This is a genomic window from Prodigiosinella confusarubida (assembly GCF_002847015.1).
In the GTDB taxonomy this organism is placed as follows: domain Bacteria; phylum Pseudomonadota; class Gammaproteobacteria; order Enterobacterales; family Enterobacteriaceae; genus Prodigiosinella; species Prodigiosinella aquatilis.
This window is the reverse complement of record NZ_CP025085.1, coordinates 1031149-1044242: the sequence shown is the minus strand read 5'-3', so window position 1 is coordinate 1044242 and position 13094 is coordinate 1031149. Positions and strand designations below refer to the sequence as shown.

At 49.3% G+C, this 13094-nt stretch carries 9 protein-coding genes, 2 tRNA genes and 2 rRNA genes; 4 read left to right on the top strand and 9 right to left on the bottom strand.

Annotated elements, in window-relative coordinates:
* Window positions 1-86 precede the first annotated feature (86 nt).
* The 4 genes from CWC46_RS04925 to CWC46_RS04910 form a co-directional block, all read right to left on the bottom strand.
* Window positions 87-3096: ribosomal RNA gene (locus CWC46_RS04925) — 23S ribosomal RNA — on the bottom strand.
* Between the two features lie 318 nt (window positions 3097-3414).
* Window positions 3415-3490: transfer RNA gene (locus CWC46_RS04920), tRNA-Ala, on the bottom strand.
* 100 nt (window positions 3491-3590) lie between these two features.
* A tRNA-Ile gene (locus CWC46_RS04915) sits at window positions 3591-3667 on the bottom strand.
* A gap of 69 nt (window positions 3668-3736) precedes the next feature.
* Window positions 3737-5279, bottom strand: a 16S ribosomal RNA gene (locus CWC46_RS04910).
* The 16S and 23S rRNA genes sit together here with 2 tRNA genes alongside, the layout of an rRNA operon.
* Window positions 5280-5766: 487 nt before the next feature.
* Between CWC46_RS04910 and CWC46_RS04905 the strand changes: the two genes are divergently transcribed.
* The gene (locus CWC46_RS04905) at window positions 5767-6303 is read left to right on the top strand and encodes a gamma carbonic anhydrase family protein (RefSeq protein ID WP_021013317.1); all 537 of its coding nucleotides are present in this window, start codon (window positions 5767-5769) and stop codon (window positions 6301-6303) included.
* A 230-nt stretch (window positions 6304-6533) separates the two neighbouring features.
* Here the strand turns inward: CWC46_RS04905 and aroE are convergent, their stop codons facing one another.
* Genes aroE through dprA form a run of 5 tightly spaced genes read right to left on the bottom strand, consistent with a single transcriptional unit; the run spans window position 6534 to window position 10107 of the window.
* Window positions 6534-7361 (bottom strand): shikimate dehydrogenase, encoded by an 828-nt coding sequence (aroE, locus tag CWC46_RS04900; RefSeq protein WP_021013318.1) that lies wholly within the window; start codon window positions 7359-7361, stop codon window positions 6534-6536.
* A 17-nt stretch (window positions 7362-7378) separates the two neighbouring features.
* On the bottom strand, window positions 7379-7948 hold the full coding sequence (gene tsaC / locus CWC46_RS04895) for an L-threonylcarbamoyladenylate synthase type 1 TsaC (RefSeq protein ID WP_021013319.1): 570 nt from the start codon (window positions 7946-7948) through the stop codon (window positions 7379-7381).
* A complete protein-coding gene (locus tag CWC46_RS04890; protein ID WP_021013320.1) occupies window positions 7941-8501 on the bottom strand; it encodes a DNA topoisomerase family protein in 561 nt (186 codons plus the stop codon). The genes tsaC and CWC46_RS04890 overlap by 8 nt, the downstream gene beginning before the upstream one ends.
* Window positions 8502-8528: 27 nt before the next feature.
* A complete protein-coding gene (locus CWC46_RS04885; RefSeq protein ID WP_021013321.1) occupies window positions 8529-9002 on the bottom strand; it encodes a DUF494 family protein in 474 nt (157 codons plus the stop codon).
* Entirely contained in the window at window positions 8974-10107 is a 1134-nt protein-coding gene (gene dprA / locus CWC46_RS04880; protein WP_021013322.1) for a DNA-protecting protein DprA, read from the bottom strand. The genes CWC46_RS04885 and dprA overlap by 29 nt, the downstream gene beginning before the upstream one ends.
* A gap of 114 nt (window positions 10108-10221) precedes the next feature.
* Here dprA and def point away from each other — a divergent pair, with 114 nt between their 5' ends.
* The 3 genes from def to rsmB all read left to right on the top strand — a co-directional run bounded on the left by def (window position 10222) and on the right by rsmB (window position 13053).
* Window positions 10222-10734 (top strand): peptide deformylase, encoded by a 513-nt coding sequence (def, locus tag CWC46_RS04875; protein WP_021013323.1) that lies wholly within the window; start codon window positions 10222-10224, stop codon window positions 10732-10734.
* A gap of 25 nt (window positions 10735-10759) precedes the next feature.
* Entirely contained in the window at window positions 10760-11701 is a 942-nt protein-coding gene (fmt, locus tag CWC46_RS04870; protein ID WP_021013324.1) for a methionyl-tRNA formyltransferase, read from the top strand.
* Between the two features lie 62 nt (window positions 11702-11763).
* A complete protein-coding gene (gene rsmB / locus CWC46_RS04865) occupies window positions 11764-13053 on the top strand; it encodes a 16S rRNA (cytosine(967)-C(5))-methyltransferase RsmB (RefSeq protein WP_101377472.1) in 1290 nt (429 codons plus the stop codon).
* The last annotated feature ends 41 nt before the right edge of the window (window positions 13054-13094 follow it).

Genomic DNA, 13094 nt, shown 5'->3' with positions numbered 1-13094 from the left:
ACACTCCCGCGCAACCATCAGAACCAATCTCGGAACATCGCTGAAAATATCTTTGCGTCTCTCGTCCAAAACACCTTCGGTGTTGTAAGGTTAAGCCTCTCGGGTCATTAGTACTGGTCAGCTCAACGCATCGCTGCGCTTACACACCCAGCCTATCAACGTCTTCGTCTTAAACGTCCCTTCAGGGGCCTTTAAGGCCCAGGGAAGACTCATCTCGGGGCAAGTTTCCCGCTTAGATGCTTTCAGCGGTTATCTCTTCCGCACGTAGCTACCGGGCAATGCAATTGGCATCACAACCCGTACACCAGTGGTGCGTTCACTCCGGTCCTCTCGTACTAGGAGCAACCCCCCTCAATCTTCCAACGCCCACGGCAGATAGGGACCGAACTGTCTCACGACGTTCTAAACCCAGCTCGCGTACCACTTTAAATGGCGAACAGCCATACCCTTGGGACCTACTTCAGCCCCAGGATGTGATGAGCCGACATCGAGGTGCCAAACACCGCCGTCGATATGAACTCTTGGGCGGTATCAGCCTGTTATCCCCGGAGTACCTTTTATCCGTTGAGCGATGGCCCTTCCATTCAGAACCACCGGATCACTAAGACCTGCTTTCGCACCTGCTCGAGCCGTCACTCTCGCAGTCAAGCTAGCTTATGCCTTTGCACTAACCTCCTGATGTCCGACCAGGATTAGCTAACCTTCGTACTCCTCCGTTACTCTTTGGGAGGAGACCGCCCCAGTCAAACTACCCACCAGACACTGTCCGCAACCCGGTTTACGGGCCCACGTTAGAACATCAAACATCAAAGGGTGGTATTTCAAGGTTGGCTCCACGCAGACTGGCGTCCACGCTTCAAAGCCTCCCACCTATCCTACACATCAAGGCTCAAGGTTCAGTGTCAAGCTATAGTAAAGGTTCACGGGGTCTTTCCGTCTTGCCGCGGGTACACTGCATCTTCACAGCGAGTTCAATTTCACTGAGTCTCGGGTGGAGACAGCCTGGCCATCATTACGCCATTCGTGCAGGTCGGAACTTACCCGACAAGGAATTTCGCTACCTTAGGACCGTTATAGTTACGGCCGCCGTTTACCGGGGCTTCGATCAAGAGCTTCGCCTTGCGGCTTACCCCATCAATTAACCTTCCGGCACCGGGCAGGCGTCACACCGTATACGTCCACTTTCGTGTTTGCACAGTGCTGTGTTTTTAGTAAACAGTTGCAGCCAGCTGGTATCTGCGACTGCGCAACGCTCCATCCGCCAGGGACTTCACCTCGCACAGCGTGCCTTCTCCCGAAGTTACGGCACCATTTTGCCTAGTTCCTTCACCCGAGTTCTCTCAAGCGCCTGAGTATTCTCTACCTGACCACCTGTGTCGGTTTGGGGTACGATTCGATGTTACCTGATGCTTAGGGGCTTTTCCTGGAAGCGTGGCATTTGTCACTTCGACACCGTAGTGCCTCGTCATCACGCCTCGGTGTTGACAGCACTCCGGATTTGCCTGGAGCACCCACCTACACGCTTAAACCGGGACAACCGTCGCCCGGCCAACATAGCCTTCTCCGTCCCCCCTTCGCAGTAACACCCAGTACAGGAATATTAACCTGTTTCCCATCGACTACGCCTTTCGGCCTCGCCTTAGGGGTCGACTCACCCTGCCCCGATTAACGTTGGACAGGAACCCTTGGTCTTCCGGCGTGCGGGTTTTTCACCCGCATTATCGTTACTTATGTCAGCATTCGCACTTCTGATACCTCCAGCAATCCTCACAGACCACCTTCAACGGCTTACAGAACGCTCCCCTACCCAACAACGCCTAAGCGTCGCTGCCGCAGCTTCGGTGCATGGTTTAGCCCCGTTACATCTTCCGCGCAGGCCGACTCGACCAGTGAGCTATTACGCTTTCTTTAAATGATGGCTGCTTCTAAGCCAACATCCTGGCTGTCTGGGCCTTCCCACATCGTTTCCCACTTAACCATGACTTTGGGACCTTAGCTGGCGGTCTGGGTTGTTTCCCTCTTCACGACGGACGTTAGCACCCGCCGTGTGTCTCCCGTGATAACATTCTTCGGTATTCGCAGTTTGCATCGAGTTGGTAAGCCGGGATGGCCCCCTAGTCGAAACAGTGCTCTACCCCCGAAGATGACTTCACGAGGCGCTACCTAAATAGCTTTCGGGGAGAACCAGCTATCTCCCGGTTTGATTGGCCTTTCACCCCCAGCCACAAGTCATCCGCTAATTTTTCAACATTAGTCGGTTCGGTCCTCCAGTTAGTGTTACCCAACCTTCAACCTGCCCATGGCTAGATCACCGGGTTTCGGGTCTATACCTTGCAACTTGACGCCCAGTTAAGACTCGGTTTCCCTGCGGCTCCCCTATTCGGTTAACCTTGCTACAAAATATAAGTCGCTGACCCATTATACAAAAGGTACGCAGTCACCCCACCCCAAAGCACTCACCGCTTGTCTTGTGTGTTGGGCGTCGCAAAAGACGCGCCGCCACCGCGATGCTGCTGTTGCGCTGCCTTCATCACCAGAGAATGCTTTGGTGGTGGGGCTCCCACTGCTTGTACGTACACGGTTTCAGGTTCTGTTTCACTCCCCTCGCCGGGGTTCTTTTCGCCTTTCCCTCACGGTACTGGTTCACTATCGGTCAGTCAGGAGTATTTAGCCTTGGAGGATGGTCCCCCCATCTTCAGACAGGATATCTCGTGTCCCGCCCTACTCGTCGAACTCACAGCAAGCGCATCTTTGTGTACGGGACTATCACCCTGTACCGTGCGACTTTCCAGACGCTTCCACTGATGCACAAACTGATTCTGGTTCTGGGCTCTTCCCCGTTCGCTCGCCGCTACTGGGGGAATCTCGGTTGATTTCTTTTCCTCGGGGTACTGAGATGTTTCAGTTCCCCCGGTTCGCCTCATGTCACTATGGATTCATGACATGATAGTGTGTCGAAACACACTGGGTTTCCCCATTCGGGTATCGTCGGGTATAACGGTTCATATCACCTTGCCGACGCTTTTCGCAGATTAGCACGCCCTTCATCGCCTCTGACTGCCTAGGCATCCACCGTGTACGCTTAGTCGCTTAACCTCACAACCCGAAGGTGTTTCTTCTTTTCTGAATGGCTGCGCCTCATGAATACTGCGTTGTGCCGTACTCGGTATGCTCATGGACATCACGTCCACTGCGCTTCCTCCGTGCGGTACGCCTTGTCTTCATCGGGCTCGCTCATTCATCGATTCGGAATATCCGGGATGCGATTATTTGAGAGACTCTGATACAGCCAACTCCCGCCATCAAGGGCAGGTTTCGCTGTATCGTTTCAATTTTCAGCTTGTTCCAGATTGTTAAAGAGCAAAATACTTCACAGCATACTGTTGCCAATATACTCTGAAGTCTTTTTTTGTATGGTGGAGCTATGCGGGATCGAACCGCAGACCTCCTGCGTGCAAAGCAGGCGCTCTCCCAGCTGAGCTATAGCCCCATCGCATGAAAACCTTTACACAAATTTCCGTCAGGCAAGGCGTCATTCTCGACACAGACTCTCGTCCGTGACAAAAACACAACACAGCATGGAAAGAAATTGGTAGGCCTGAGTGGACTTGAACCACCGACCTCACCCTTATCAGGGGTGCGCTCTAACCACCTGAGCTACAAGCCTATAAAGGTATTTCTGCTCGTACTTCATCAGACAATCTGTGTGAGCACTTCACATTACCACTATCTCTGGTAAGGAGGTGATCCAACCGCAGGTTCCCCTACGGTTACCTTGTTACGACTTCACCCCAGTCATGAATCACAAAGTGGTAAGCGCCCTCCCGAAGGTTAAGCTACCTACTTCTTTTGCAACCCACTCCCATGGTGTGACGGGCGGTGTGTACAAGGCCCGGGAACGTATTCACCGTAGCATTCTGATCTACGATTACTAGCGATTCCGACTTCATGGAGTCGAGTTGCAGACTCCAATCCGGACTACGACGCACTTTATGAGGTCCGCTTGCCCTCGCGAGTTCGCTTCTCTTTGTATGCGCCATTGTAGCACGTGTGTAGCCCTACTCGTAAGGGCCATGATGACTTGACGTCATCCCCACCTTCCTCCGGTTTATCACCGGCAGTCTCCCTTGAGTTCCCGCCATTACGCGCTGGCAACAAAGGATAAGGGTTGCGCTCGTTGCGGGACTTAACCCAACATTTCACAACACGAGCTGACGACAGCCATGCAGCACCTGTCTCTCAGTTCCCGAAGGCACGAGTCTGTCTCCAGTCTCTTCTGAGGATGTCAAGAGTAGGTAAGGTTCTTCGCGTTGCATCGAATTAAACCACATGCTCCACCGCTTGTGCGGGCCCCCGTCAATTCATTTGAGTTTTAACCTTGCGGCCGTACTCCCCAGGCGGTCGACTTAACGCGTTAGCTCCGAAAGCCACGGCTCAAGGCCACAACCTTCAAGTCGACATCGTTTACAGCGTGGACTACCAGGGTATCTAATCCTGTTTGCTCCCCACGCTTTCGCACCTGAGCGTCAGTCTTCGTCCAGGGGGCCGCCTTCGCCACCGGTATTCCTCCAGATCTCTACGCATTTCACCGCTACACCTGGAATTCTACCCCCCTCTACGAGACTCTAGTCTGTCAGTTTTGAATGCAGTTCCCAGGTTAAGCCCGGGGATTTCACATCCAACTTAACAGACCGCCTGCGTGCGCTTTACGCCCAGTCATTCCGATTAACGCTTGCACCCTCCGTATTACCGCGGCTGCTGGCACGGAGTTAGCCGGTGCTTCTTCTGCGGGTAACGTCAATGAAACACTCTATTAAAGCGCTCCCCTTCCTCCCCGCTGAAAGTACTTTACAACCCGAAGGCCTTCTTCATACACGCGGCATGGCTGCATCAGGGTTTCCCCCATTGTGCAATATTCCCCACTGCTGCCTCCCGTAGGAGTCTGGACCGTGTCTCAGTTCCAGTGTGGCTGGTCATCCTCTCAGACCAGCTAGAGATCGTCGCCTAGGTGAGCCATTACCTCACCTACCAGCTAATCCCATCTGGGTTCATCCAATGGCGTGAGGCCCTAAGGTCCCCCACTTTGGTCTTGCGACGTCATGCGGTATTAGCTACCGTTTCCAGTAGTTATCCCCCTCCATCAGGCAGATCCCCAGACATTACTCACCCGTCCGCCGCTCGCCGGCGGGGAAGCAAGCTTCCCCCCGCTGCCGCTCGACTTGCATGTGTTAGGCCTGCCGCCAGCGTTCAATCTGAGCCATGATCAAACTCTTCAATTTAAGATTTGTTTGATATGCTTCCGAAGAAGCGATGCTCAAAGAATTTATAACTGTTTATTCGTAATGAATTTACTGTCAGTCACTCTTCAAGTCTTTTCGTATTGATTACGATAGGGTCCTGTGAGTGCCCACACAGATTGTCTGATTATATTGTTAAAGAGCGTTCGTCGCGGCACTGCCGCTGACGTGAGGTCGCGTATACTACGCCATCCTCTTGCAGAGTCAACGAATAATTCGTTTTTCCCGGCCTGACTCGGCGTTGTGTTGTTCACCAGCGCCGGGTCAGTGGAGGCGCATTATAGGGATCCGCCAAAGTTACACAACCTCTTTTTAGATCTTTCTTTCTGTTCGCACATTTTTCCACCCTTTCGTTGAGATCTTGTACATACAACGCTATTTTCAAAGGCAAATAAGGAGATCCAATCAGAACACTAAAGCTAAAATAGGTAGTTGTTGTGAATATTTTACCCAAAAGAGGTGATTGAGAATGACTAACGTGCTTCGTCCGTTTAAAGGAATTATGCCAATAACTGGCGAAAGGGTTATGATCGACCCATCAAGTGTGGTTATAGGCGAGGTCACGCTTGCAGATGATGTCAGCATCTGGCCATTAGTCACCATTCGCGGAGACGTTAATCGAATCCATATTGCAGCCCGTACGAATATTCAGGATGGCAGCGTACTGCATGTCACACACTGCTCGGAAAAAAATCTGCAAGGCAATCCTTTGATCATTGGCGAAAATGTCACCGTCGGACATAAGGCCATGCTGCACGGCTGTACTATAGGAAATAGGGTTCTAGTTGGTATGGGCTCGATCATTCTGGATGGTGCCATCATTGAAGATGATGTAATGATCGGTGCAGGCAGTCTGATATCTCCAGGCAAAGTGCTGGAAAAAGGCTACCTTTACCTCGGTAGTCCTGCTAAAAAAATTCGCCCTCTAAGCCCACAGGAAATTGAAGGCTTACTTTACTCGGCAAATAATTACGTTTTGTGGAAAGATGAATATCTGAATCAGTAGAAAGTAAAACACCCTTGATCATACGCTCAAATTCGTCTTCTAAATCTCAACGATAAACGCGGAACAAAGGCAGCCACTGTTCCGCATTTTCCCCACCATATCGCTGCTGGATAGTGACAAAGCTAATAGAACATTAGCTCTGAAATTCGTTAACCAGTACGGGGAGGGGAATCTTATTACTTTTGATTGTTCATCTCATAATTCACGATCAGGAAGTTGTATTGAGTGGTTCAACTGGCAAGTTCCTGTTTCATTTGCTGAATGACCGGGACAACATTAGGCATGACACCGTGCCACAACTGGAAAGCGTGTGCTGCTTGCCAGATAAGCATTCCCAATCCGTCCGAACAATGCTGAGCGCCATGTTGCAAACACCACTTCAGGAATGGCGTTGGCTCCGGCAGATAAAACATGTCATAACAGCATATATCTTGAGAAATTAGCGATGCGGGTAATGCTGGTATATCACCCGTAATGCCCGATGATGTGGCATTAATAACAAGATCAAAGACACAATCATTTAGCTCATGCATTGATACAGCGGCAATATTGCCCAATGAACTGAAATGTTCAGCCAGCACCGTTGCTTTGGACAAGGTTCGATTTGTTAACACCAACGAACACCCATGACTCAGCAAGGGTTGAATCACTCCCCTGGTTGCTCCACCAGCCCCAATCAGCAAAATGCGAGACTGTGGTTGTATCAAATCACGATGCTTAAGGTCACTCAGTAAACCAATACCATCCGTGTTATCACCATACAGTTCACCATTATCCATTTTTTTGATGGTATTTACGGCTTTCGCAAAGGAAGCTCGTTCACTGAGAGCATCAACTTCGGCGCAAGCCCGCTCTTTAAAAGGTGCAGTAATGTTGGCACCATAAGCCCCCGCCTCAAAATAATCTCTCAAGCTTTTCTCGAAATCGGCAACCGGCGCCAGAATACGTTCGTATGCAAGCTCAATCCCGGTCTGCTCGGAAAAGAGAGCGTGAATGCGAGGGGACTTACTATGCGCGATGGGATTACCAAAAACCGCAAAAAATTTTATATTAGACATCGTATCTCCCATTGCATTTACCCTTGTCGCAACATCTCTCCCGTCAAGGCATCACGAATTTCAGACGGATTTAACCGGCCACCAACATTGCCATGTAATACTGGGAAATCATCCCCAAACTGTTGAGCTACCTCAACAGCAGAACGACATGGTAGCTGACCACTCAAGTTAGCGCTGGTTGATACCAATGGCTTACCATAACTCAGACACAACTGTTTCACCAAAGGATGAGCGCTGACACGGACAGCCAGAGAGGTGAACTTTCCCGTTAACCATCTTGGTGTAGCTGGTTTAGCCGGGATCACCCATGTCACAGGCCCTGGCCAGGAAGCGAAAATAGCCGCCTTCTGTTCTGCGCTTAATGCGGCAAGATCCAGGTAAGGTTCCAGTTGCGAAAATTCAGCAGCAATCAGAATCAATCCTTTTTCCCACGGACGTTGCTTCAACTTTAACAGCTGTTTAACTGCAGTCTCGCTGTCAGGATCGCATCCTAAACCAAATACAGCCTCGGTTGGGTAGGCGATGACTTTTCCTTCCTTCAATTTCTGTAACAGAGGAACCAATTGATCTTGTGGGAAATTATTCATTGCTATCCATCTTTTCTGTTATTACTGGTTTTCCGCACAATTTACTGGCACAAAAACGTTTCAGTCCATGCGCTGTTTTTTTCTCAAGCAATAACGGATAATGGCAATACTCACACTCCCCCGCTATTGGTTTATGGTTCAGTGTAAATTGACAGTCTGGATAGCGTTCACAAGCATGGAAAACCTTCCCATAACGGGATTTACGCTGGAGTAACTTACCTTTATGGCATTGAGGACAGGTCAGTGATGTTGTATCTGGACGATCCATCGTTTCGATATGATCGCAATCAGGATAGCGACTACAACCGATAAACATGCCATAACGGCCTTGCCGCAGTATTAATGTCGACTGGCAGAGAGGGCAGCTTTGCCCCTCCAATACTTTGACCACATGACCGTCAGCCTGCGCTTTTAACGGCCGGATATATTCACATGCTGGGTAGCAAGAACAACCAAGAAAAGGGCCATGCCGTCCAGATCGAATAACCAGCGCAGCCCCACATTCAGGACAAGTCTGTTGCTTTTTCTCATCAAAAAGAGTGGTTTTAACCATTGCGTATCTACTTACCCTTCCTTACTACTACTGCAAATAACCGTCGTTTTCATCAAAGAGTAACTCTTCCATTTGTTGATAGGCATTTTCACAACCAGGTACATTAAACAACACCATCAGAATGACCCATTTCAGATCTTCCAGGTCAAAGTCCTGAGTTTCCAGCGCCATAACTCGATCAATAACCATTTCCCGTGTTTCCAGATTCAATACCTGAATCTGTTCAAGAAACAGCAAAAACCCCCGACATTCCGTCTCCAGGCGCTGCTCTTCTTCAGCCGTATAGATCCGTAACGCCAAAGGATCACTGGCTAACGCCAGCGGCGTAGCCTGTCCTTCTTGAAGATCAGCTAATTTTTCCAGCCAGTCCAGCGCACTATAAATATCATTACGATCAAATCCCGCGCGAGTGAGGTCATCAGTTAACGTATCCTGATCGACACGCATTTCAGTTTCATTGTGTATATATGTTTCAAACAAGTACATGAGTACGTCGAACATGGCCTGCCCTCCTTAATCGGACATAGCCGCCGGGTACAGCTGCGATCCATCCTGCTAACTCCAGATCCAATAGTTTACTGACTACTTCTGGCACAGGTTGGCCGGCACGTTCAGCGACAACGTCAACAGGTGTAACCTCATCTCCTACGTTAGCCAACACGTCAGCAAATGGCAATTCCAGTTCATCATACCGGATAGAAATAGTTTCACCCGTGCTTTCATTGGGCAGACCAGAAAACCACTGTAGACTACTGTTCAATTGTTCCAGAATATCTTTCGGATGTGTTACCAAATACGCACCTTGCTGAATCAGCCAATGGGTCCCTTCCATCATAGGGTTGCCAATCGGGCCCGGTAAGGCAAAAATCTCCCTGTTTTGTTCCAGCGCATAACGTGCCGTTACTAGTGAACCGCTGCGCCTAGAGGCTTCAACTACTAAAACACCGAGGCTAAGCCCACTGATAATTCGATTCCGGCGTGGAAAATTGGCAGGCACTGGAGGAGCGGTTAATGCAAATTCAGACACCAACGCACCACCTTGTTCGAGAATGCGTTCTGCCAAAGGCCGATGGCGATGGGGATAAATACTCTTCAGACCACTGCCTAGCACTGCAATCGTTTTCCCTCCCATCTCCAACGCTGATCGATGTGCAATACCATCAATTCCTATTGCCAGTCCGCTGGTAACAATCAAGTCATTCAGGCTAAGTTCCTGAGCAAAGTACCGTCCCCACTGTTCACCATAAGCACTGTTATCACGACTACCCACGATCGCGATCTGAGGCAATGCCAGTAAATGGGAATCGCCAGCAACAAAAAGTAGTACAGGCGGAGAGCTGATATTGTTCAGCAAAGGGGGATAATTAGTATCGCTATAGGTGAGAAGATCGTGTCCAGGTTGATCCAACCAGCACAACGTGTTTTCCAAACATGCACGATCAAACGTCAAAAATTGTTCGATCTGTGTCGCATTCAATCCAAGGGAGAGCATAAAGTCCGGCGAGTAATCTTTCGAGTCCAGTAACTGCCGGGCCAACTTTGCCGTCTGTTTCGCCCCCAAACCACGCACCGATGCCAGACGTAACCAAACTTCCGTATCAGTCATACTCTCTCCCACTTCCTGCTTTGCTATCGGGTGTTGATGCTGTCAATCAGCACAAGAAATGTCTAGAATACAGATTGGAACTTTCTTACCACTTGGATACAGATCTAAATATATATGTCAGTTTTGCAGGTATTACATTATCCGGAAGATGAGCGGCTCCGCATTACGGCTGAGCCCGTCAAAGAAGTGAATGCAGAGATTCAACGTATTGTGGACGATATGTTCGATACCATGTACGAAGAAGAAGGCATTGGCTTAGCGGCTACTCAGGTTGATATTCATCAACGAATCATCGTGATGGATATTTCAGAAGAACGTAATCAACGTCTGGTATTCATCAACCCAGAGCTACTTGAGAAAAACGGTGAAACTGGTATAGAAGAAGGCTGCTTGTCTATTCCCGAGACCCGAGCACTCATTCCTCGAGCCGAGCACGTTAAGGTCCGGGCGTTAGATCGCGAAGGCAACTCATTTGAACTGGAAACCGACGGTCTGTTAGCTATCTGTATTCAGCATGAAATGGACCATCTGGTTGGAAAGCTGTTTGTTGATTATCTGTCGCCGTTAAAACGCCAGCGGATTCGTCAAAAGCTGGAAAAACTGGCGAAGCAAAACAGCCGGGCCTAATCACTCTTTTCCAGCAGGAAATCACGTGTCATTACGTATTATTTTTGCAGGTACTCCCGATTTTGCAGCGCGTCACCTCAACGCGCTGCTTTTGTCTGAGCATGAAGTTATTGGCGTATTTACTCAGCCAGACAGACCTGCCGGACGTGGAAATAAACTCACAGCCAGTCCGGTAAAATTGCTGGCTGAACAACATGGCATCCCGGTTTTTCAACCGAAATCCTTGCGCCCTGTCGAGAATCAGCAACTGGTCGCAGCGCTCAATGCCGACATAATGGTTGTTGTTGCTTATGGGCTGCTCTTGCCACAGGCAGTGCTGGATATGCCTCGTTTAGGTTGTATCAATGTTCACGGCTCATTATTACCGCGCTGGCGTGGTGCCGCGCCCATACAACGTGCATTATGGGCAGGGGATAAACTGACGGGCGTAACCATTATGCAAATGGACGCCGGATTAGATACTGGAGCCATGTTGCACAAAATTGAATGTGCCATTCTTCCGGAAGATACCAGCGCCACACTCTACGACAAGCTGGCTGAGCTAGGACCACAGGGGCTACTGACGACATTGAGTCAATTAGCTGCATCTCAGGCCGAACCCGAAATGCAAAATGATGTGCTGGCGACCTATGCCGACAAGCTCAATAAAGAAGAAGCGTTGTTAGATTGGCAACTTTCAGCAGAGCAACTGGCACGCTGCATCAGGGCCTTTAATCCATGGCCAGTCAGCTATTTTATGATTGATGGCCAACCGGTAAAAGTGTGGAAAGCCGAAGCCCTCAAAATGGATCATCATGCACAACCTGGCACTGTAATAAAGGCGGACAAAGCAGGCATTCAGATCGCCACTGCCAATGGTCTGTTAAATATCCTGGTATTACAACCCGCTGGCAAAAAAACCATGCCGGTTCAGGATCTGCTGAATTCACGCCGAGAGTGGTTTACTCCAGGCCGTGTACTTGCCTGATTCCCATTGGTACCGGTGTACACACACCGGTACATCTCACTTCACATACCGTCGCTGAAACAATGAAAAGTACATATAACCTCCGCAGTATCGCAGCAAAAGTTATCGCTCAGGTTCTGGACCAAGGGCAATCGCTTAGTAATGTATTACCTATTTATCAACGCGATATCTCAGAAAAGGACCGTAGTTTATTGCAGGAACTTTGTTTCGGTGTGCTGAGAGCCCTGCCACAACTAGAGTGGTGTATCCAGCAGTTAATGGCAAAACCACTTACCGGCAAACAAAGGGTATTACACTATTTACTTATGATTGGTATCTACCAATTACTTTACACTCGTATACCCCCTCATGCTGCACTCGCCGAGACGGTCAACGGTGCGACAGCATTAAAGCGTCCGCAGTTAAAAGGTTTGATTAATGGAGTGTTACGGCAATTTCAGCGTCAACAGGAAGAATTACTGCAAAGGCTGGAAAACAATGATGCTCGGTATTTACATCCTAAGTGGCTGCTGAACCGCATTAAGACCGTCTATCCGGCTGATTGGAAAAACATTGTTGAAGCGAATAATCAACACCCTCCAATGTGGCTAAGGGTCAACCGTCTACATCACCAACGTAATGAATATCTGTCTTTGCTACAGCAAAACGGCATTGAGGCAAGTCAGAGCGCTGATTATCCAGATGCTATAAGGCTAATGGTTCCCTGTGCGGTAACGAATCTGCCAGGCTTCAATCAAGGGTGGGTAACAATACAAGATGCATCAGCGCAAGGTTGTATACACTGGCTAGCCCCTGAAGATGGTGAGTCAATCCTTGATTTATGCGCTGCGCCCGGAGGGAAAACCACCCATATTCTTGAAGCTGCTCCTAAATCACATGTACTTGCCGTTGATATTGACGAACAACGTCTGGCACGAGTCAAAGAAAATCTGCAACGCTTACAGTTGAATGCAGAACTGAAACAAGGAGATGGCAGAACACCGGCTGTCTGGTGTGGCGACAGAACATTCGATCGTATTCTGTTAGATGCTCCCTGTTCAGCAACGGGTGTGATTAGACGTCATCCTGATATTAAGTGGTTACGACGAGATAGTGATATTGCCGAGCTGACCATCTTACAACAGGAAATTCTGGAAGCTATCTGGCCACGACTAAAACCTGGGGGCACGCTTGTTTACGCGACCTGCTCCATCTTGCCAGAAGAAAACCACATGCAAATTTCAGCATTCCTTGGCCGTCACCCCGATGCGGATTTGGTAGATACGGGTGATCATGATCATCCAGGAATTCAGAAGCTGCCCTCTTTAGAGGGCGGGGATGGTTTCTTTTATGCGAAGCTGGTAAAACGCTGACATCGGTTCCAGTATTATCTAAGTCTCAAAATACACGGCAA

Coding starts and splice junctions, on each gene's coding strand:
- CWC46_RS04905 (WP_021013317.1), top strand. CDS start 5,767: ATGACTAACGTGCTTCGTCCGTTTAAAGGAATTATGCCAATAACTGGC.
- rsmB (WP_101377472.1), top strand. CDS start 11,764: ATGAAAAGTACATATAACCTCCGCAGTATCGCAGCAAAAGTTATCGCT.
- tsaC (WP_021013319.1), bottom strand. CDS start 7,948: ATGAATAATTTCCCACAAGATCAATTGGTTCCTCTGTTACAGAAATTG.
- CWC46_RS04890 (WP_021013320.1), bottom strand. CDS start 8,501: ATGGTTAAAACCACTCTTTTTGATGAGAAAAAGCAACAGACTTGTCCT.
- aroE (WP_021013318.1), bottom strand. CDS start 7,361: ATGTCTAATATAAAATTTTTTGCGGTTTTTGGTAATCCCATCGCGCAT.
- def (WP_021013323.1), top strand. CDS start 10,222: ATGTCAGTTTTGCAGGTATTACATTATCCGGAAGATGAGCGGCTCCGC.
- dprA (WP_021013322.1), bottom strand. CDS start 10,107: ATGACTGATACGGAAGTTTGGTTACGTCTGGCATCGGTGCGTGGTTTG.
- CWC46_RS04885 (WP_021013321.1), bottom strand. CDS start 9,002: ATGTTCGACGTACTCATGTACTTGTTTGAAACATATATACACAATGAA.